Origin of the sequence: Desulfitobacterium sp. LBE, from assembly GCF_007830365.1 — a bacterium.
Lineage (GTDB): Bacteria > Bacillota > Desulfitobacteriia > Desulfitobacteriales > Desulfitobacteriaceae > Desulfitobacterium > Desulfitobacterium hafniense.
The window spans coordinates 3,076,003-3,095,249 of record NZ_VLKD01000001.1 but is presented as its reverse complement, the minus strand read 5'-3'; the positions used below and the strand labels follow the sequence as shown (position 1 = coordinate 3,095,249).

Sequence of the window (19,247 nt, the reverse complement as noted above, 5' to 3'; positions counted from 1 at the left end):
CCGGATAATATCTGCTATACTTGATTTGGGCAGTATCATTCGAACTGCACCTTTTCGTAAGAACCATTCAATATTACACTGCCTGTAGCCAATACGGACCGGGACAGAGGGATAAAACAGTGCTGTGTTTTGTGTGGTTCCTTCTGACAAGGGGGAACTTTTTTGTTGCTCTGTTTTGTCTTCTCTCCTGAAAAAAGGAGGAAAAACGTTGAAAACAACAAAAGACTTCTGGGTGATGAAAAATGAGGGGAAAAAGATTGTCATGATTACCGCCTACGATTACCCCTCAGCCAAGCAGGCCGAACAAGCGGGTGCGGACATAATTCTAGTGGGGGATTCTCTGGGCAATGTGGTGCTGGGCTACGACTCTACGGTTTATGTCACCATGGAAGACATGATCCATCATGGGAAAGCAGCTAAGCGCGGGGCTCCCAATACGTTTATCGTGGCGGACATGCCTTTTATGAGCTGCCATCTGTCCATCAGGGATACTTTGCTCAATGGAGCAAGGCTTATTCAGGAGACGGGGGCCCAGGCTGTGAAGGTGGAAGGGGCGGATGAAATGATCCCTCATATCAGAGCTCTTGTCCGCGCGGGGATACCTGTAGTCTCCCATCTTGGTCTGACACCTCAGACTGCGGCAGTTCTCGGTGGCTTTAAAGTTCAGGGTAAAGATGGGGAAGCCGCCCGCAAAATGCTGGAGGATGTGAAGGAATGCCAGGAGGCAGGGGCCTTTGCCCTGGTCCTGGAGTGTATTCCCAAGCAGCTGGCCCAGGAAATTTCCACGAACTTGACAATTCCCACCATTGGCATCGGCGCAGGTGTTCATACCGATGGGCAAGTGCTCGTCTACCATGACATACTCACCTATGGGGTGAACCGGGCTCCCAAGTTTGTCAAAGCTTATGCCAATGCTGATCAACTCATGCTCAAAGGATTGCAGGACTATGCGGATGAGGTAAGAAGTATGAATTTCCCCGATGATGAGCACAGCTTTACCATGAAGGAAGAGGAATTAAAAACCTTGTATGGAGGCAGGGGCTAAAGCTAAGAAAGCAGCATGGCCATTTTTTCTAATGGCATGCTGCTTTTGTTATTCTTGCTCCTTCGATATCTGATATAAAATAGCCTGATCGCCACCGATCATTTTTACCCCTGTCTGGGGCAGAAAGCCTGGAGAGGTGGGGATAAGCAGGGTGCGGGAAGCTTTGATCACACTGAGACTGAGCTGGGCGATGGGGAGGTTTTCGCATTCCTCAAGGGTGAAGAAGCCCAAATCGCTTACTTCTTCAGGCTCACCCTGCAAAGTGCCCCCTAAGTATTCCAGGAGAAAGACGACATAAGCATCGTGCTTTTCCCCGGGGCGATCCCGCAAGGCAATGACGGAAAGGGGCTTGGCGTGGATGCCGGTCTCTTCCCGGATTTCCCGGGTGATGGCAATGGCGATTTGCTCGTCTTGTTCCACATAGCCTCCGGGGATGGTCCAGTTCCCCTTGCCGGGATTATGGGCCCGTTGAACCAGGAGGACCTTGCCCTCATGCCAGACCACTCCTCCTACCCCTAAGGAGAAATTCCCCCAGAAGACAAAGGAACAATCCGGGCAGTGAGGACGGTGCTGGCCGGAGAAATCGACGCTGAGGAGAGGTTTCCCGCATTGGGGGCAGAATTTATAGTCAACGATTGGTAGCGGCATAGCATTTCATCCCTTTAATGTTTTTTTGGCTCAATTAGTTTAAATTGCTTGCTCCTTGGCGCCGGTTCCTTGCGTGAAGGTTCTTTCCCGACGCTGATAGAGATAGAAGGGCAACAGGGCGATGCTGACAAAGACCAGGGCCAAAGCCCAAGCCATGTTGCCGCCGTAATGGTCAAAGGCCAATCCTCCCAGAATAGGACCAAGGGCACGGCCGCCGGAGGCAGCTCCTCCCACGACCCCCTGATAGGTGGCTGTTTTTCCTTCCGGGGCGATGAGGGCGGCTGCAGCCGGAACACCGGGCAGAACCAGCATTTCTCCCAAGGTGATGATGATCATCATGATGAAGTAAGAGGGGTAAGGGAAATTGCCCAGCAGCATCAGAAAGCCTATGGCGTAAAATAGGCAGGATACATAGAATTGACGGGAGAGGGTAGGCGCCCAGTGGCGGATAATCCAATGGATGACCGGTTGGAAGGCGACGATGATCACCCCGTTTAAGGTCCAGAGAATACTGTATTGGGGCAAGGAATACCCCAGATTCGTCATGGTCACTGGCAGAACGGTGTTGATCTGGATATAGGCACCCCACATAAGGAAGATAGCGGCACAAAGAGCGATCAGAACAGGGAAGCCGCGATCCTTAAAAATAGGCACTTTAACCCGGGATTTGCTCAAGGGCTTGCTCTGGATATCTTTGGCAGGCAAGAAGATAAGAACCATTAAAAGATAAATAAAAAAGAAAAGACCGTTGAGCAAAAAGACCAATTTGAAGGACAGGGCGGCGATAAAGCCGCCTAGAGCTGTTCCCACAGCTACTCCGGCATTGTTGAACACGTAGAGCAGGTTAAATCCCCGCCGCCCGCCTTCAGGCCAGAGGGTAAAGACTAAGGCGTTGATGGGCACGAAAATGAAGGCGATTGCAAAACCATAGAAAAGGAGGCCGGGAGCATACACTTCCCAAATAGGGAAGCAGCTGATTAAGATGAGGGGAAGAATCGCGCCGATCAATCCATAGATCATAACCCTGCGGGAACCAAAACGATCGGCCAGGACACCGCTGATAAACTGTCCCACCAAGGTGGCCAGAGCCTGCAGAGAGATAAGGGCTCCTGCTTCAGTGAGGGAACGTCCCAGGATATTATGCATAAAGATACTGTTCAGGGGCCACATAAAGGAGCTGCCCACTGAGTGGATAAATCCTCCGATGATCAAAACCAGGATGGGCTGTGGGATATTGAATTTATTCAGGTACTGTGTATTCATAGTATAACCTCTTATGTAGTTAAAGATAGTAGCCGCCATAATAACGTATCACTGGAAAGAAAAAATAACAATCCACTTTTAGGAAAATAATATCTCTAAAATCGGGTAATCAATAATGATTTTAAAAAACTTTAGGAAAAGAGGCAGGAAAAGCAACCTAAATGAAGAATTTAACAAAAGTGTATTGAGCCAAGTATAGAAAGACCAATACTTGGTATACTACCAAAAGCAAAAACGGGGAGGTTTGTATCAATGGATTTCAAGGATTCAAAAACATTTCAGAACTTAGTCAATGGATTTGCGGGGGAGTCTCAAGCACGCAATCGCTATACCTTTTACGCCGGCGTCGCCAAGAATGAAGGACACCAAGCCATTCAAAACATCTTCATCTCTACTGCAGACAACGAAAAAGAGCATGCAAAAGTATTCTATAAATTCCTGCAAAAATATGCCGGTGACCAAACCGAGGTTTTCCGTGTGAACGCCGATTATCCTCTCAACTATCGGGATACTTTGGCCAACCTGAAGAGCGCAGCCGCCGGTGAAGGTGAAGAAGTAATCGACTACAATACCTTTGCCGATATTGCTGATGAAGAAGGTTATGCCGATATCGCCGTGGCCTTCCGCAAAATCGCCACGGTAGAAGCTCACCATCAAGAGCGTTATGCCCGCTTGGCCGCTGAATTGGAAAATGGCACTCTCTACAAAAAAGATCAAAAAATCTCCTGGAAATGTGAGAACTGTGGCTATGTTCATGAGGGCTCCGGAGCTCCCGATCTTTGCCCGGCTTGCCAACATCCTCAAGGCTATTTCAAGCCCCTGCCGGAAGTATACTAAAAACCTGCTCCAGATCAGGATATTGCGAAGAACCCGTAAAGGGTTCTTTGTTTTTTGCAGAGTTGAACTACTCAGACCTGCAAAGCAGCCCAAGGATTTTGCTTTAAGGCAGAGAACAGATTTAAGCGATTAGATTGCTCCGCGCAGCTTATGGAGTGAACGCCTAAAGCAAAATCCTGGAGAATCAACTTGCAGGTTGCTCCTTTATCAACAGGGCGGCCATAAAGCCTAGAGCAGCCATGCTCAGGATGACCCACCAGGCGGCACTGGGGTTGCCGCTGAAATCTAAAATCAAACCGATGGTTAAGCTGGCCAGGGAGCTGCCGATGAATTCGGCCATATTGGTAATCGCTGTGGCCATGCCGCTGTAGTTAAGAGGGTTGACAGCGGTGACATTGGAGAAAGCGAGAATATGAGTCATGATCAGCAGGCCGAAGATGAAGAAAAAGGCGGGCCAGAGCTCTGCTGCCGGGCGGCCGCCGGCAATGATGACGATGTATACCCACAACAGCAGGTTAAGCCCCGTTCCGGCTAAAAGAGCCGGGCGGATCCCCTTCAGCAAACGGACCCAAAGGGAGATTAAAGGAGCGCCCAGGATGAAGCCGAAGGTGGCAAAAGTCACATATCCCGCTGCGGTGGCTTTATCGAGAGAGTAAAGTTGAGTCATGAGGGGAATTCCCCACAGTCCCAGCAAGGTGGTGCTGGATCCGGTAAAGGCGAAAAGGATCAGCACATTGGGCCAGGTCCGGGGATTCTTGAGAACGCAGGAGAGACTTTCCTTGAGGTAAGCCAGGAAAGGAAGGGGCTTTACTGCGGTGGAGGTATGTTCTGGGGTTTGGGAATGCTTTCGGCTTAAGGGGCTGACTGAACCGGTTGGACCTGTTGAACCGGCTGCGGCTGTCTCCCGAGGGGGGCTGTAAATTTCGGTCCTGGCATCCCGCACTCCCCAGAGTACCAGAAGGGCCAACAAGAGGGAGATGCCGGCCATCCAATAAAAGACATTCCGCCACCCGAAGGTCAGGGAGAGAAAGGTCAGGGGATAGAGGGCCAGTAAGGAGCCGAAATTACCAAAGAAGGACGTCAGCCCCGACAGGGCGGAGAAGCGTGAAAGGGGAAACCAGGTGGCTTGAATCTTGAAGATGGAGACGATAATCACCGAGGAGCCGATGCCGACCAGGAAACGAGAGAGATAGGCCGCTTCCAGGGTATGGGCCAGTCCGAACAGAATGCTTCCGGCCGCTGTGACTAAGAGCCCGCAGAAGTTGATTTTGCGGACACCGATGCGATCCACCAGGATGCCTACGGGTATTTGCATCAGGGCGTAGGCGTAATAATTCATGGCGGTCAGATTCCCCAGAGTCACTGAATTCATGGGAATTTCCCGGGTCAGTTCGTCTGCTACGGAGCCAACGGATAAGCGGTGAAAAAAGACGGTAATGAAGGCTATGACTAAGATGCTCCAGCTGCTCCAGCCATAACGGAATGATTTTACATAGGGTTGCAAAATTCCCACTTCTTTCTGAGATGATAAACAAGCCGACCTGTTACATTTTAAAAATGTCCTATAAAACACTATTATAAGTTGCTTTTTGAAAAATAACTACTTAAAATTAAAGTAAGAAGAATCCTAGCCGGGAGTCTTTAAAAGAAGGGGGGCAATTTCTATGTATAAGAAGATACTTGTTCCAACAGATGGGTCCGAATTCTCTGTGCGGGCCTTTAAGACGGCTGTCGAGCTGGCCGGACTTTTTCAATCAGAAATTGTACTCATTCATGTGACCTATACACCGCAAGCTCTTTGGGGCAACACTGTACCTTATGGCTATGTTTTTTCCCAGGAGGACGTTGCCAAGAATGGCCAGATGGCCTTAGATGCGACTATGGCGGAAGTGTCCGCAGAGGGAGTGCCGACGAAGACGGTGCTGGAGATTGGTCACCCGGTTATTAAGATTATCGATCAGATTAAGAAGGATGGTATTGATTTGGTAGTCATCGGCAGTCATGGCTATGGACCGATCACGGGATCTGTCCTGGGCAGCGTCAGCCAACGGGTATTGCAGAAATCACCGGTTCCGGTGTTGCTTGTGAAGTAGGCTGAGCACTGTTTATTAGACTGGTTCTGTTTTATGAATCAGATGATTCGCAGCAAAGTCCGGCAAATTAGTACAAAATTCTTGGATAAATAGGCCTTTAGCCCTGCTATGGCAAGCAGGGTTTTTTCTTTTTTTAGCGAATACCAAAATGTGTAAGTTAAACCCAATAGGAGCGTAGTGCAGACATGAAGGAAAAAGAAATTCGCCTCACTTCAGAGGAGATTGACTATCTATTAAAGGGTACGATTCATTGGGAGGATATTGCATCCCGGACGGCAGGGCCCTTAAGGAAAACTGTGGACCTGGGGACCATAGAGGCTGAGTCCGGGGACTTCCTGAAGAAGCCTTCCTTTAAGGATATTGAGCAGACAAAGGTTCCGGATAGAGGTCCTTTTAATAGTGAGGGTCAGGGCAGGAACTTTAATCATAATGAAAAGGGCCGGGAAAGCTTTAATTTTAAAGAGGATACTGATGAGGATTTTGCTGAAGACTTTTTGGCAGAGGACCAGCCCTTTTGGTCGGGAACCAAAGTCTATATCATCTTATCCTTAACGGGATGCATCACCCTGGGGACATGGGCATACTTCGTTTTTGCTTGATTGGCAAAAACGAAGTTTTTTATTTATCCTCAGCTGTTCCCTCTGTCCGCCCCGGATAACACTATGCAATGATTTGTATGAAATCGGGAAGGATAGTTCGGTAAGGATGTGCAGAAAGAATCTGCTGAAAGTATTTGCAAAAATGCATTTTTAGGGTAAAATATTATCAAAGGTCAAAGAAGGTCATAAGGTCAAAGAATGTCATAGTCAAGGGAGTGTCGTGTAATGGGAAATCTAGCGGACCGCATCGAGGTTTATTTGAAGCGGATCCTGGAACAATCGGCGGAGGGCTATGTTATCCTGCAACGGGGTGTTCTGGCTGAGGAGTTCTCATGTGCTCCATCTCAGATTAATTATGTTCTTGATACTCGCTTTTCTGTAGAGCGGGGATATTTGGTAGAGAGCCGTCGCGGCGGCGGCGGGTATTTGCGGATTGTCCGCCTGGGCTTTCATGATGACGGAGATTTTCAAACGATCATGAAACAGCTGATCGGCAGTCAGCTGGGGGAGAGCCGAGCCTTTAATCTGCTGCAGCGTCTGGTTGAAGATGAGATTATTACCCGGCGGGAAGAAGAGATCATCCGCACTGTTTTCCACCGGGAAACTCTGGGTCCGGAAAGCCCCACCATCAATGGGCTCAGGGCCCATATGATGAAACGAATCCTTCTGACCTTAAGCCGTGAGGATTTGCATTAAACAGGAGGGGATCACTATGCTCTGCCAACATTGCCAACAGAGAGAGGCCAATGTTCAGTTTACCAAGATCGTCAATGGGGAAATGGTCAAACTGTACCTTTGCGATCACTGCGCTAAGAATGCTCCGGAAGTGAGCTTTGTTTTCAGCCCGGGAATTATTCCGGATTTCTTACAGTCCCTTTTTAATTTTACCACCAATGCCCAGGCCTTAAAGGAAGAAGCCTGTCCCCAATGCGGACGCCGGCTTTCGGAGATTACTCAGGCGGGAAAGCTGGGCTGCAGCGGCTGTTACGATAAATTCCAGTCGGAGCTGGAGCCTATCCTGCGCAAGATCCATGGGGGCGGCTGTCATGTGGGCAAGATTCCTGCCCGCAAAGGAGCCGACCTGCGCGAAAAAGCGGAGATTGAAAAACTCAAGGAGAAGCTGCAACAGCTCATTCGCAAGGAAGAATTTGAAGCAGCCGCCGTGGTGCGTGACCAAATTCGTGAACTCGAGCAGAAGCTGGGGGGATGAGACTATGGAGAGAAAAGAACATTTGCTGAAGAATAGTGAGTGGATGAGGGAAAACCCGGACACCCCGGTGGTGCTGAGCAGCCGGATTCGTCTGGCCCGCAATCTGGAAGGAGTGCCTTTCCCTCTGGGGCTTTCCCAGGAAGCTGCTCAGGATATCGAACAGAAAGTCTCCGCTGAGCTGGAGGCCCTGACTATCGATCAGGATAAATTAACCTACTATTCTATGAAGGATTTGACTCCTATTGAGCAGTATGTGCTGATCGAAAAACACCTGATCAGCCCGGCCTTGGTCAACTCCCGGGGCGCTCGCGGGGTGGCGATTAATTCAGATCACCGGGTTTCCGTGATGGTCAACGAAGAGGATCATCTCAGAATCCAGGTGCTGCTGCCGGGAGATCAGCTCAAGGAAGCCTATCTCCTGGCCAATACCATGGATGATCAGTTGGAGGAACGTTTGGATTTCGCCTATCGGGAAGCCCAGGGGTATCTGACCGCCTGCCCCACCAATGTGGGCACAGGCATGCGGGCCTCAGTGATGGTGCATATGCCGGCTCTGGTCATGACCAACCGTGTGCAGCAGCTGCTGGGGGCTCTCAATCATCTGGGTTTAGCTGTCCGGGGCTTGTATGGGGAAGGTTCCCAAGCCTTTGGGCATATCTATCAAGTATCCAATCAGATCACTCTGGGCAAGAGTGAAGAGGATACCATCACTCATCTGGAAGCGGTGACCCGTCAGATTATCGAACAGGAGGTTCATGCCCGGGAAGGTTTGGTCCGGGAGGCCCCCCTGGTCCTCCAGGATAAGGTCTGGAGAGCTCGGGGAACCCTGGAAAAGGCCAGGCTTCTCAACTCTGAGGATGCTTTGCAATGCCTGTCCCTGGATCGTCTGGGAGTCGATATGGGAATTCTTCCTCCCCGTCAGCAAAGCTTTAGTACTTTGTTGGTGGAGACTTTGCCGGCTTCCCTGCAATATGGCTTGGAGCGGGAGCTTAGTCCGGAGCAGCGAGATGAGGAGCGCGCCAGTTATATGCGCAAGGCTATGGCCGAAGTGAAATAAATGCTTAATGAATTAAAACAAGGATGGTGAAATCAAAATGAATGAAAAATATACGGAAAAGGCCCTCAAGGCGCTGCAATTCGCCTCAGACGAAGCTAAGCGCATGGGCTCCAATGTGATTGGCACCGAGCACCTGCTGCTTGGTTTAGTGGCTGAAGGGGAAGGTATCGCCGCCAAATCCCTTCATGGCATCGGGGTGACTCCGGAGAAAATCCGGGAACAAATCGGCAACCTGACCGGTATCGGCCAGCCTTTTACCGGAGAGGTAAGCCTGACTCCCCGGGTTAAACGGGTAATGGAGCTGGCTCATGAAGAAGCCCGTCGTCATGGGGTCAGCTATATCGGTACTGAGCATCTGCTCCTCGGTCTGCTGATGGAAGGAGAAGGTGTAGCGGCCCGGGTGCTGCGCAATCTCGGGGTGAGCCCGGAAAGAATTTGGAAGCAAGTGGTTCAGCTTTTAGGAGGTCAACCGGATGATATTCCCATGCCCGGCGGTGCTCCCGGGCCCGGCGCAGCCAAGAATAACGGAGCTGCCAATACGCCGGCTTTGAATGAATTTGGCCGGGATCTGACCCAGCAAGCCCGGGAGGGCAGGCTGGACCCGGTAGTGGGACGGGAAGACGAGATTGAGCGTGTAGTTCAGGTCCTCAGCCGCCGCACCAAAAATAATCCTGTGCTCATCGGCGAACCGGGGGTAGGGAAAACGGCCATTGCCGAGGGGCTGGCCCAACGGATCATCAATAATAAAGTGCCCGAAACCCTGGCGGGCAAGCGGGTGGTTACCTTAGATCTCTCCGCTGTGGTGGCTGGAAGCAAATATCGCGGGGAATTTGAAGAGCGTCTGAAAAAGGTCATGGAAGAGATTCGGGTGGACGGCCGCATAATCGTTTTCATCGATGAGCTTCACACCTTAATCGGAGCCGGAGCGGCTGAAGGAGCCATCGATGCGGCCAATATCCTCAAACCGGCCTTAGCCCGGGGAGAGCTCCAATGCATCGGCGCGACGACCTTGGATGAATATCGTAAATATATTGAAAAAGATCCCGCTCTGGAGCGGCGTTTCCAGCCTATTACGGTAGGAGAGCCTACAGTAGAGCAGGCTGTTCAGATTCTCTTGGGTTTACGGGATCGTTATGAAGCCCATCACCGGACCAAGATTACCGATGAAGCGGTGGAAGCAGCTGTGAAGATGTCCGATCGCTATATCTCGGATCGCTTCCTTCCCGATAAGGCCATTGATTTAATGGATGAGGCTGCTTCCCGTGTGCGCTTGGCAGCCTTTACAGCTCCCCCCGATCTTAAGTCTTTGGAAGAAAAGATCGAAGCCTTAAAGAGTGAGAAGGAAGCGGCTGTCTTAGGTCAGGAGTTTGAAAAAGCGGCTAAATTCCGGGATGAGGAGCATCAGCTTCGGGAAGAGCTTGCTCAGCTTCGCAACACCTGGGAGAGTAAACGGGATATAAGCCAAAGTCAGGTCACCGCCGATGATATCGCTCAGATCGTGGCCAGTTGGACAGGAATTCCGGTGAAGAAGCTGGCTCAGGAAGAAAGCGAACGGCTCCTGGGTTTAGAAGAGGTTCTCCATCAACGGGTGGTGGGGCAAGAAGATGCTGTGAAGGCTGTTTCCCGCGCTGTGCGGCGGGCTCGTGCCGGATTGAAAGATCCCAAACGCCCGGTAGGTTCCTTCATCTTCCTCGGGCCTACCGGAGTGGGCAAGACCGAACTGGCCCGGGCTTTGGCAGAAGCCTTATTTGGTGAGGAAGACGCTCTGATTCGCATTGATATGTCCGAATATATGGAGAAGCATGCGGTTTCCCGTCTGGTGGGAGCCCCTCCCGGATACATCGGTCATGATGAAGGGGGTCAATTGACCGAAGCCATCCGCCGTAAACCCTATAGTGTTATCCTGCTGGATGAAATAGAAAAAGCTCATCCTGAGGTCTTCAATATCCTGCTGCAGGTTCTGGAGGATGGCCGTCTCACCGATACCAAGGGCAGGACGGTGGATTTCCGCAATGCGGTGATTATTATGACCTCCAATGTGGGCGCTTCCTTCATGAAGAAAGAAGCTTTGGGCTTTGCCTCCCGCCGGGATGAGGAAACCGAGTACAAGAATATGAGCTCACGGGTAATGGAGGAACTGAAAAAGACCTTCCGTCCGGAGTTCCTCAACCGGGTGGACGAAATTGTGGTCTTCCATTCCCTGCAAACTGAGGGACTCTTGAAGATTACCGAGATTTTGATGAAGCAGGTTAATGGCCGTCTCCAGGAACAGGGCTATGATCTGCAGGTGGAAAAGAGTGCTCTTGAGCTGATTGCCAAAGAGGGCAATGATCCTACCTTCGGCGCCCGTCCGCTGCGCCGGGCTATCCAACGCCTGATCGAAGACAGCTTGTCGGAAAAGATTCTCCTCGGAGAATTTAAGTCCGGGGACAAAATAAAAGTTGAGGCCGTAGAGGACAAGATGAAATTCGCCAAAGTCAAAGCCCGTAGAAATAAAAAGGCCGAGGCGGCGGAGTAGGTTGAATGATGAGCCATAGACTAGCCCTGGGGTTAGTCTATGGTGCTTCTTGTGGCCGATCCTGTGACCGCTCTTGATGAATTTTGTATTCTTAAGCGGATCCCACTGGAATGAAAAGGGTTTTGAGCCCTCTGCGCCGTATAATAATTGGGTTGGATGAATTTCACAACTTTATCTTTGAGGCGCAAGCCAAAGCTCTTTGCGGGAGTTAGTGTATTATAGAACATATACGGAGGAAAGGCGGATAGGGTTTTGGCAAAGGTGAAGACGCGGTTTTTTTGTCAGTCCTGCGGTCAGGAAAGCCCTCGTTGGTTAGGGAAATGTCCGGGCTGTGGAGAATGGAATACCTTAGTTGAAGAAGTTGTAGAGCGTGCCGCTGCCAAGCGTACCCCCTTAGGAGTAAAGGCAACGCCTTTGACAGAGATTCAGATCCGGGAGGAAGAACGGGTCAGCTCGGGCAGTCAGGAGTTGAACAGGGTCTTGGGTGGGGGAATCGTCCCCGGCTCTTTTGTTCTTCTGGGCGGTGAGCCGGGCATCGGTAAATCCACCCTGCTTCTGCAAACGGCGGGATTATTGGCCAAGGGCATGGACGTCCTGTATATCTCTGGAGAAGAATCGGAGAAGCAGATTAAGCTGAGGGCGGAGCGGCTGGGCATTAAAGAATCCCGTTTGCATATTTTAACGGAGACCCGGCTGGAGGTGGTCCGGGACGTGGCTTTGGCTATGGGGCCGGGTCTGTTAATCGTCGATTCTATCCAAACCATGGTGCTGGAAGAGCTGCAGGCCGCCGCAGGCAGTGTGAGCCAGGTGCGGGAGGGCGCAGCCTTTTTGATGCGGTTAGCCAAAGAGGAGGAGATTCCCATCTTTCTCGTCGGCCATGTGACCAAGGAAGGAGCTATCGCCGGGCCGAGAGTCCTGGAACATATTGTGGATACGGTGCTTTATTTTGAAGGGGACCGTCATCATGTTTATCGTTTGTTAAGGGCTGTGAAGAATCGTTTCGGCTCCACCAATGAGATCGGTGTTTTTGAGATGCATGAAGACGGCCTGGTGGAGGTTCCCAATCCCTCCAAAGTGTTCTTGGGAGAGAATTCAGCCACGGCCCCCGGCTCCTCGGTGGCAGTGATCGTGGAAGGTTCCCGGCCTTTGCTGGTGGAGATTCAGGCTCTCGTGACACCCACCACCTATGGACCGCCTCGCCGTACGGCTACGGGAATCGACTACAACCGGATTTTGATGCTCCTGGCTGTTTTGGATAAAAAGGTAGGCCTTCATCTGGGAGCCCAGGATGTGTTTATCAATATTGCCGGCGGTATCCGCATCGATGAACCGGGAGTGGATCTGGCCTGCATTGCAGCTATTGCCTCCAGCCTGGGGGAACGACCGCTGAAGCGCTATGCTCTGATTGGGGAAGTGGGGCTTACCGGAGAGGTGCGCGGGATTTCTCAGATCGAGAAGCGGGTGAAGGAAGCTGTGAAGCTGGGCTTTGAAGGCTGCATTATTCCCCGGATTAATGTCTCAGCGGTGAAGGTTCCCGGGAATTTTACGGTGATTGCGGTGAAGACGGTGGAGGAGGCTGTTCAGGTTATGTTTGAGCAGTAATCTTGCTGGGCTTGAAATGGATATAAAATAAGCCGCATCCTGAAGATACGGCTGTAACAGATTTTTCACTAAAAGTTAAGAGAATGTTTATGGTTTATTTAAGGTTCACATGGTAACATCAGAATTGAGCGGGTTCTAGGTGAGGTTAAAGATGGTCAGGGTAGAAAGTCGTGTTTCTTCTTTTTGGATGACGTCGTCAAGAGAAATTCCCAGGGTGTTTGCTAAGGCGGCTATGTAGAAGAGCTGCTTACCCAGTTCCGTTTCGATGATGTCTTTGCAGCTTTCGCAAAGCTCACCGTCAAGCTGGCTGTCCAGCAAACTTTTTAAGTCGCTAAAACTCGCTTCTTCCGGGATAGGCTTCTTGCGGGCGTCTATGCTTAAGCAGCCACAATCAGTTACCGTCTTGACCACAGCCCGATTGACCCGAGCGGAGGCTTCCTGACCCTTGGTCAGGATATCCAAGACACTTTGGTGGCGGATTAAGAGAGATTCAACGAGTATCTGATAGCGATCCGTGAGATTTTCCATGAGTTATTTCCTCACTCCTTTCTGACACCTTAATTATAGCGAGCGGTTGGTGGAGTTGTCAATTTTCTACAATCCTCTAATTCCGATAAATAAAACTCGAAGAAAACAAGAAATTGACAGAATAGCTCGTCTGTGATATAATTAAAAAATTTTTGACCCCCTATTTAAATATTGCTATAATGAGTATAAGGGGGGATCTGAATGTTTGATATCGGAGATAGAGTGGTTTACCCTATGCACGGGGCAGGTATCATTGAAGCTATCGAAGAGCGGGAGGTTCTTGGCGAGTCCCATCAGTACTATGTCATGAATATTCCCGTAGGGAATATGAAGGTTTATATACCTTTAAAAAATGTGAATCAATTGGGTATACGGGGGGTTATCTCTTCCGAAGAGGTGCCTCAGGTTTTAAAAATTCTAGAAAATGAAAGTACTCTGCCTGCTTTGGCCTGGAACAGAAGATACCGGGCCAATATGGATCGAATAAAAAGCGGGGATATATATTCTGTTGCGGAGGTGGTGCGCAGTCTTTCTCAAAGGGATAGGGAAAAGGGCTTATCGACAGGTGAGAAGAAAATGTATGATAATGCTTATCAGATTCTCGTCAGCGAATTGATTCTGGCCGAGGGTGTGCAAGCAGATGAAATGTCAGAGAGAATTAAGGGACTTCTTGCCTAAATTTTAGAATTGAAAATATATGGTAATTTCTTGTATAATGAAAAAAGGTTTCAGCCAAAATATGATAAAGGAGGTGAAATGATGATTCGCAACATTGTGCGCGTTATCATCACGGTTTTAGCAGGTGCCATAGGTTTTTACCTTAATGTTGTTCTTATGAGACTTGATGTGCTCCAGTCTCTGGGATGGCAGATTTCTCCCATTTGGGCTTTTGTGGCGATGGTAGCAATTTTTGCTATTCTCGGCTTCCTGATTGCTCCGGCGAGCATGCGAGGTTTTTTGAAGATGATTTCCTGGTTCGATGCCCGCATGACTAAAGTGCCTACACACGATTTGATTGGTGGAGCAGTTGGTGTTATTATCGGACTTATAATTGCTAGTTTATTAAGCAGTGCCTTGAGGGGCATCCCCATTATCGGCTCTGTAATATCCATTATTTTAAGCGTTTCCCTTGGTTATTTAGGTTTGATCATTGGGGTAAAACGCAAAGAAGAGGTTTTGGGCTTCTTCACCTTTCTTCCGAAATTTAAAGGGGATAAAGGAGAGAAAGGCAAGGGCAAGGATGGCAATAGACAAAGTCTTGGCGCAGCTCTGCCCAATTATAAAATTTTGGATACCAGTGTGATTATCGATGGGCGTATTGCGGACATCGTTCAGACCGGCTTTCTTGAAGGCACACTTCTGATCCCGGGCTTTGTTCTGGAAGAGCTTCAGCATATCGCGGACTCCTCCGATCTGCTGAAGCGCAACCGCGGTCGTCGGGGACTGGATATCTTAAACCAAATCTCCAAGGAAGAGTTGGCAAACAATGTGGAGATCATGGAGATAGATTTCGAAGATATTTCTGAAGTGGACAGCAAATTGGTCCGCTTAGGGCAGAATCTTGGCGCTCCTATCCTCACCAACGACTATAACCTTAATAAGGTAGCGGAACTGCAAGGGGTTAAGGTCCTCAATATCAATGAGCTGGCCAACGCAGTGAAGCCTATTGTCCTTCCCGGAGAAGAAATGGAAGTTCAGGTGATGAAAGAGGGCAAGGAGCCGGGACAAGGGGTAGCCTATCTGGATGACGGCACCATGATCGTTGTGGATACCGGCCGGCGTTATATGGGGCAAACCATCACCGTGTTGGTAACAAGTGTACTGCAGACTGCCGCGGGACGGATGATTTTTGCCAAACCCAAAGCTCTTGTTGAAAAAAAGTCGATTGGCCTGTCGGGGACGAATGAGGTGAATGCGCTTGGTTAAGCTGGGTGTCATCATCCCTGCTGCAGGTCAAGGAAAACGCATGGGAGCCTCTGTCAATAAACAATTCCTCCCCTTACAGGGACGCCCGCTTCTCGCCCATACTCTCTCGCTCTTTGAGCGGTCCGGGGCTGTCGCTGAGATTGTAATTGTCAGTGCAAAAGAGGATAGGGAACGAATCGCTGAATTGGTTCGTACAGAAGGTTTTCAGAAGGTCTCCGCTATTGTCTTAGGCGGAGAAGAACGTCAGGAATCAGTATTTGCGGGGGTAAAGGCTCTTAGCTCGTTAATCCAAAGGGTGGCGGTCCATGATGGGGCCCGCCCCCTTTTGACTTGTCTGGAATTAAACCGGTTTTTTACAGAGGCGGAAAAGTTTAGGGCAGCCATTATGGCTGTTCCGGTCAAGGATACGATTAAACGAGTCGATGCCCAGGGCAAGGTCCTGGAGACACCTCCCCGGGAAACCCTGAGGGCTGTCCAGACTCCCCAGGTCTTTGCCCGCTCCCTCCTGGAAGAAGCCCATCATAAGGCAAGAGAAGCGGGGTACCTCACCACGGACGATGCCGCTCTTATCGAATGGCTGGGTCACCCTGTCCAAACCCTGATGGGTTCCCTGGAAAATATCAAAATCACCACTCCCGAAGACCTGGACCTGGCCGAGGCTATCCTCGCCAAGCGAATGAATCAGGTGAATCATGGGGACAGGTCCCTTGATTCACTCTAGTTCAGGGAACGAATGAAGTAAGATCAATAAGTTAAATCAATAAATTAGATCAGCAAGTTCAAAAGGAGATAATCCATGCTAAGAGTAGGAATTGGCTATGACGTTCATGCCCTGGTGGCGGGACGTCCTCTCATACTGGCTGGAATAGACATCCCCCATGAAAAAGGGCTGCTGGGTCATTCCGATGCCGATGTCTTAACCCATACCCTCATGGATGCCCTCTTAGGGGCCTTGGCCCTGGGGGATCTGGGGAAGCATTTTCCGGATACCGATGAGCGATATCGGGGGATTTCCAGCATGAAGCTGCTTGAACAGGTTATGAAGCTGCTGGAGGAACGAGGCTATGCCGTCGGCAATATTGACTGCATCATCGCCGCCCAGCGGCCAAAGCTGGCTCCCTATATTCCCCAAATGCGGGAGAATCTCGCCCGTGCTCTCAAAACCGATCTGGAAAACGTTTCGGTAAAGGCAACCACCACGGAGCGTCTGGGTTTCGAAGGCCGTGAAGAAGGAATCAGTTCTCAGGCTATTGTGTGCCTGGTTAAGGTTTGAGTTAAACTATTTATTCAAGGAGGATACCTATGCTTAAAGTTCGTTTTGCCCCCAGCCCGACGGGCCCCTTACATATCGGCGGTGCACGTTCCGCCCTCTTTAATTACCTGCTCGCCCGCAAAGAAGACGGGGTTTTTATCGTCCGCAGTGAGGATACCGATCTGGAGCGCTCCAGCCGGGAATCGGAACACAATATTATGGAGGCTCTGCGCTGGCTCAACATTCAATGGGATGAAGGAATCGAAGTCGGCGGCGACAACGGACCTTACCGCCAGACCGAGCGTCTGGCTCTTTATCAGGAATATACGGACAGGCTTCTCGCCAGTGGAGACGCCTATTATTGCTATTGTTCAGAAGAAGAGCTGGAGCAGGAACGCCAGGACTTGATGGCTAAAGGGGAAACTCCCCGCTACCTGGGCAAATGCCGTCATCTTTCCGCAGCAGAGCGCCAAACATACGAAGCGGCGGGCCGTAAACCTGTGGTTCGTTTTCGGGTGCCTGAAGGCCGGCAGATCCTGATCAACGACCGGGTGCGGGGAGAAGTGGTCTTTGACAGCGACGGCATCGGCGATTATGTCATCGTTAAGTCCGATGGCATTCCCACCTATAATTTTGCCGTGGTCATCGACGATACCACTATGAATATCACCCATGTCATCCGCGGGGAAGAACATCTCTCCAATACTCCCCGACAAGTGCTGATTTACCAGGCTTTAGGCCTCCCCACTCCGGAATTCGCTCATATCTCCCTGATTCTCAACACTGAAGGAAAAAAGATGAGCAAACGGGATGGGGATACAGCGGTTATCGATTATCAGGCCAAAGGATATCTGCCGGAGGCTGTGGTGAATTTCATTGCCCTGATGGGCTGGTCTCCCCCAGGGGAAGAAGAATTCTTTACCCTGGAGGAAATGACCCAAGCCTTCTCTTTGGAGCGGGTCTCCAAGAGTCCGGCGGTTTTTGACTTGAATAAACTAAACTATATGAACGCTCATTATATTAAGCAGGCGGACCCCGAGCGACTCACAGATTTGGCTGTGCCTTATCTCCGGGAGATGGGAGCTATTCCCCAGGGAACCCTTTCCGAAGAGGAACGGGCCTGGGTGACTCACTACGTTCAAGCCATCATTAATCACCTATCCTATATGGCTCAGGTTAAGGATTTTGTCCATTATGTACAGGGGGGAGAAGCCCCCGCTCCGGAAGGGGAAGCCCTGGAGATCCTGCAAGGGGAGCAAGTCCCGGCTGTTCTGGACCTCTTTGTGGAAAAATTAAAGAGCCTGGAGGCAATTCGTGTCGATACGGTGAAGCCTTTATTTAAGCAGATCACCAAAGAAACGAAGCTGGGCGGCAAACAAGTCTTTATGCCCATTCGGATCGCACTGACCGGACAGATGCATGGACCGGAGCTCTATGACATTGTCCCGCTGCTGGGGCTGGAGAATGTGCTGAGCCGCTTGGCGGGGACGAAAGCTTTGCTTGCCGGCAGCCGCTAATAGGATGTGGCTTACTGCTTTTGAAAATAGACTCGTGAGTTAGTCTCCAGGATTTTGATTTACACCGGTCGCTTCATAAGCTGCGCGGCCCGACTGACTTACTCTGTTGACAGCTTCTTAAGGATTCTCTATACTAACACCATGAGTTGCATTTGCATATAATGCAATAGATCCTTTTTGTTTGTGAATATGAAAGGTACGTCATGAAGGGAAAGAGTAGAAAGAGACCTTTGTCAAAGAGAGGATGGAAAAGGTGGAAGCCATCCCGGAGGATCTTTTGAAGTGCGTCCTGGAGCGTTTGAAGGGTGAACAGATCCTTCCGTAAGGCTGCGTTAAGGCTGTGAGTGGAGCAGGAAACTGTTCAATCAGAGTGGAACCGCGGAAATCCTTCGTCTCTGGACGGAGGGTTTCTTTTTATATTGAGTTGGTTTTCGGTGTCCTGTGGTTTTAAGATGGATTTATCTGTAGAAGGTGATATGTGGTGTTTGGCCAAATTAAGCAAGACATTAAAGTGATTTTTGAAAGAGATCCGGCGGCTAAAACGATAGTTGAGGTTATCCTGTGCTATCCGGGTCTTCATGCGTTGATCGCCCATCGTCTGGCACACTGTCTGTATAAAAAGAATATGGTTTTAATCCCTCGCTTAATCTCCCAGACCTCCCGTTTTTTTACGGGGATAGAAATTCATCCCGGTGCGAAAATCGGCCAGGGGCTCTTTATTGATCACGGGATGGGAGTGGTCATCGGGGAGACGGCCGAAGTGGGGGATAATGTGACCATCTACCAAGGGGTCACTCTGGGCGGAACAGGTAAGGAAAAAGGGAAAAGACACCCTACTGTTGGGAATAATGTTTTTATCGGTTCGGGAGCTAAAATATTAGGTTCCATTAAAATTGGGGATAATGTTAAAATCGGGGCAGGATCTGTGGTCACGAAGCCTGTTCCCAGCAATACCACGGTGGTGGGTGTTCCTGGAAAGGTTGTCTCACGCCACGGGATGCCCTTAAAGGAATTGCATGTGGTCACGAAATCCGTATGTAATAAAGAGATCCGGGCAGAAGAAATGCCGGATCCCGTTCAAGAAACATTGCAAATCCTCATGGAACGGATTAATTATCTGGAGAAAAAACTAGGGGAAAAGGAGAGCTGAAT

The 19,247-nt window shown here is 50.1% G+C and carries 19 protein-coding genes and 1 other annotated feature; of the genes, 15 read left to right on the top strand and 4 right to left on the bottom strand.

Features of this window, described 5'->3' with window-relative positions; genetic code table 11:
* Positions 1-208 precede the first annotated feature (208 nt).
* Positions 209-1,045, top strand: coding sequence for a 3-methyl-2-oxobutanoate hydroxymethyltransferase (gene panB / locus DESLBE_RS14690; protein WP_144677433.1), 837 nt, complete (start codon positions 209-211; stop codon positions 1,043-1,045).
* 48 nt (positions 1,046-1,093) lie between these two features.
* Here panB and DESLBE_RS14685 read toward each other — a convergent pair whose 3' ends face one another.
* Entirely contained in the window at positions 1,094-1,693 is a 600-nt protein-coding gene (locus DESLBE_RS14685; RefSeq protein ID WP_144677432.1) for an NUDIX domain-containing protein, read from the bottom strand.
* Positions 1,694-1,732: 39 nt separating this feature from the next.
* Entirely contained in the window at positions 1,733-2,956 is a 1,224-nt protein-coding gene (locus tag DESLBE_RS14680) for an MFS transporter (protein WP_144677431.1), read from the bottom strand.
* Between the two features lie 252 nt (positions 2,957-3,208).
* On the opposite strand from DESLBE_RS14680, the gene rbr reads away from it, so the two are divergent.
* Positions 3,209-3,793 carry a rubrerythrin gene (gene rbr / locus DESLBE_RS14675; protein ID WP_005810244.1) on the top strand — a complete coding sequence of 195 codons (585 nt, stop codon included), beginning with the start codon at positions 3,209-3,211 and terminating at the stop codon, positions 3,791-3,793.
* A gap of 184 nt (positions 3,794-3,977) precedes the next feature.
* Here rbr and DESLBE_RS14670 read toward each other — a convergent pair whose 3' ends face one another.
* A complete protein-coding gene (locus DESLBE_RS14670; protein WP_243131323.1) occupies positions 3,978-5,306 on the bottom strand; it encodes an MFS transporter in 1,329 nt (442 codons plus the stop codon).
* 151 nt (positions 5,307-5,457) lie between these two features.
* On the opposite strand from DESLBE_RS14670, the gene DESLBE_RS14665 reads away from it, so the two are divergent.
* From DESLBE_RS14665 to radA, 7 genes are all read left to right on the top strand, one after another.
* Positions 5,458-5,886 (top strand): universal stress protein, encoded by a 429-nt coding sequence (locus DESLBE_RS14665; RefSeq protein ID WP_005810241.1) that lies wholly within the window; start codon positions 5,458-5,460, stop codon positions 5,884-5,886.
* A 185-nt stretch (positions 5,887-6,071) separates the two neighbouring features.
* Positions 6,072-6,485 (top strand): hypothetical protein, encoded by a 414-nt coding sequence (locus tag DESLBE_RS14660; protein ID WP_144677429.1) that lies wholly within the window; start codon positions 6,072-6,074, stop codon positions 6,483-6,485.
* 225 nt (positions 6,486-6,710) lie between these two features.
* Positions 6,711-7,181 carry a CtsR family transcriptional regulator gene (locus DESLBE_RS14655; RefSeq protein ID WP_005810233.1) on the top strand — a complete coding sequence of 157 codons (471 nt, stop codon included), beginning with the start codon at positions 6,711-6,713 and terminating at the stop codon, positions 7,179-7,181.
* A 16-nt stretch (positions 7,182-7,197) separates the two neighbouring features.
* Entirely contained in the window at positions 7,198-7,695 is a 498-nt protein-coding gene (locus DESLBE_RS14650) for a UvrB/UvrC motif-containing protein (protein WP_015942740.1), read from the top strand.
* 4 nt (positions 7,696-7,699) lie between these two features.
* On the top strand, positions 7,700-8,752 hold the full coding sequence (locus tag DESLBE_RS14645; RefSeq protein WP_026198979.1) for a protein arginine kinase: 1,053 nt from the start codon (positions 7,700-7,702) through the stop codon (positions 8,750-8,752).
* Between the two features lie 37 nt (positions 8,753-8,789).
* The gene (locus DESLBE_RS14640; RefSeq protein WP_144677428.1) at positions 8,790-11,270 is read left to right on the top strand and encodes an ATP-dependent Clp protease ATP-binding subunit; all 2,481 of its coding nucleotides are present in this window, start codon (positions 8,790-8,792) and stop codon (positions 11,268-11,270) included.
* Positions 11,271-11,522: 252 nt separating this feature from the next.
* Complete coding sequence (gene radA, locus DESLBE_RS14635; RefSeq protein ID WP_144677427.1) at positions 11,523-12,872, top strand: DNA repair protein RadA; 1,350 nt, start codon at positions 11,523-11,525, stop codon at positions 12,870-12,872.
* 135 nt (positions 12,873-13,007) lie between these two features.
* On the opposite strand, the gene DESLBE_RS14630 is transcribed toward radA, so the two are convergent.
* Positions 13,008-13,400 carry a hypothetical protein gene (locus DESLBE_RS14630; protein WP_005810220.1) on the bottom strand — a complete coding sequence of 131 codons (393 nt, stop codon included), beginning with the start codon at positions 13,398-13,400 and terminating at the stop codon, positions 13,008-13,010.
* A 201-nt stretch (positions 13,401-13,601) separates the two neighbouring features.
* On the opposite strand from DESLBE_RS14630, the gene DESLBE_RS14625 reads away from it, so the two are divergent.
* The 6 genes from DESLBE_RS14625 (at position 13,602) to cysE (ending at position 19,245) form a co-directional block, all read left to right on the top strand.
* A complete protein-coding gene (locus DESLBE_RS14625) occupies positions 13,602-14,078 on the top strand; it encodes a CarD family transcriptional regulator (RefSeq protein WP_005810219.1) in 477 nt (158 codons plus the stop codon).
* 81 nt (positions 14,079-14,159) lie between these two features.
* Positions 14,160-15,326, top strand: a complete 1,167-nt coding sequence (locus tag DESLBE_RS14620; protein WP_015942743.1) for a PIN/TRAM domain-containing protein — start codon at positions 14,160-14,162, stop codon at positions 15,324-15,326.
* Entirely contained in the window at positions 15,319-16,047 is a 729-nt protein-coding gene (ispD, locus tag DESLBE_RS14615; protein ID WP_144678658.1) for a 2-C-methyl-D-erythritol 4-phosphate cytidylyltransferase, read from the top strand. The genes DESLBE_RS14620 and ispD overlap by 8 nt, the downstream gene beginning before the upstream one ends.
* A gap of 75 nt (positions 16,048-16,122) precedes the next feature.
* Entirely contained in the window at positions 16,123-16,599 is a 477-nt protein-coding gene (gene ispF / locus DESLBE_RS14610) for a 2-C-methyl-D-erythritol 2,4-cyclodiphosphate synthase (RefSeq protein ID WP_144677426.1), read from the top strand.
* Positions 16,600-16,628: 29 nt separating this feature from the next.
* Entirely contained in the window at positions 16,629-18,095 is a 1,467-nt protein-coding gene (gene gltX / locus DESLBE_RS14605) for a glutamate--tRNA ligase (protein ID WP_144677425.1), read from the top strand.
* A gap of 194 nt (positions 18,096-18,289) precedes the next feature.
* Positions 18,290-18,495 (top strand) — a binding site (T-box leader).
* A 78-nt stretch (positions 18,496-18,573) separates the two neighbouring features.
* Positions 18,574-19,245 (top strand): serine O-acetyltransferase, encoded by a 672-nt coding sequence (gene cysE / locus DESLBE_RS14600; protein WP_011459083.1) that lies wholly within the window; start codon positions 18,574-18,576, stop codon positions 19,243-19,245.
* Positions 19,246-19,247 lie beyond the last annotated feature (2 nt).

Coding starts and splice junctions, on each gene's coding strand:
- DESLBE_RS14685 (WP_144677432.1), bottom strand. CDS start 1,693: ATGCCGCTACCAATCGTTGACTATAAATTCTGCCCCCAATGCGGGAAA.
- DESLBE_RS14680 (WP_144677431.1), bottom strand. CDS start 2,956: ATGAATACACAGTACCTGAATAAATTCAATATCCCACAGCCCATCCTG.
- rbr (WP_005810244.1), top strand. CDS start 3,209: ATGGATTTCAAGGATTCAAAAACATTTCAGAACTTAGTCAATGGATTT.
- DESLBE_RS14665 (WP_005810241.1), top strand. CDS start 5,458: ATGTATAAGAAGATACTTGTTCCAACAGATGGGTCCGAATTCTCTGTG.
- DESLBE_RS14660 (WP_144677429.1), top strand. CDS start 6,072: ATGAAGGAAAAAGAAATTCGCCTCACTTCAGAGGAGATTGACTATCTA.
- DESLBE_RS14655 (WP_005810233.1), top strand. CDS start 6,711: ATGGGAAATCTAGCGGACCGCATCGAGGTTTATTTGAAGCGGATCCTG.
- DESLBE_RS14650 (WP_015942740.1), top strand. CDS start 7,198: ATGCTCTGCCAACATTGCCAACAGAGAGAGGCCAATGTTCAGTTTACC.
- DESLBE_RS14645 (WP_026198979.1), top strand. CDS start 7,700: ATGGAGAGAAAAGAACATTTGCTGAAGAATAGTGAGTGGATGAGGGAA.
- DESLBE_RS14640 (WP_144677428.1), top strand. CDS start 8,790: ATGAATGAAAAATATACGGAAAAGGCCCTCAAGGCGCTGCAATTCGCC.
- DESLBE_RS14630 (WP_005810220.1), bottom strand. CDS start 13,400: ATGGAAAATCTCACGGATCGCTATCAGATACTCGTTGAATCTCTCTTA.
- DESLBE_RS14625 (WP_005810219.1), top strand. CDS start 13,602: ATGTTTGATATCGGAGATAGAGTGGTTTACCCTATGCACGGGGCAGGT.
- DESLBE_RS14620 (WP_015942743.1), top strand. CDS start 14,160: ATGATTCGCAACATTGTGCGCGTTATCATCACGGTTTTAGCAGGTGCC.
- ispF (WP_144677426.1), top strand. CDS start 16,123: ATGCTAAGAGTAGGAATTGGCTATGACGTTCATGCCCTGGTGGCGGGA.
- gltX (WP_144677425.1), top strand. CDS start 16,629: ATGCTTAAAGTTCGTTTTGCCCCCAGCCCGACGGGCCCCTTACATATC.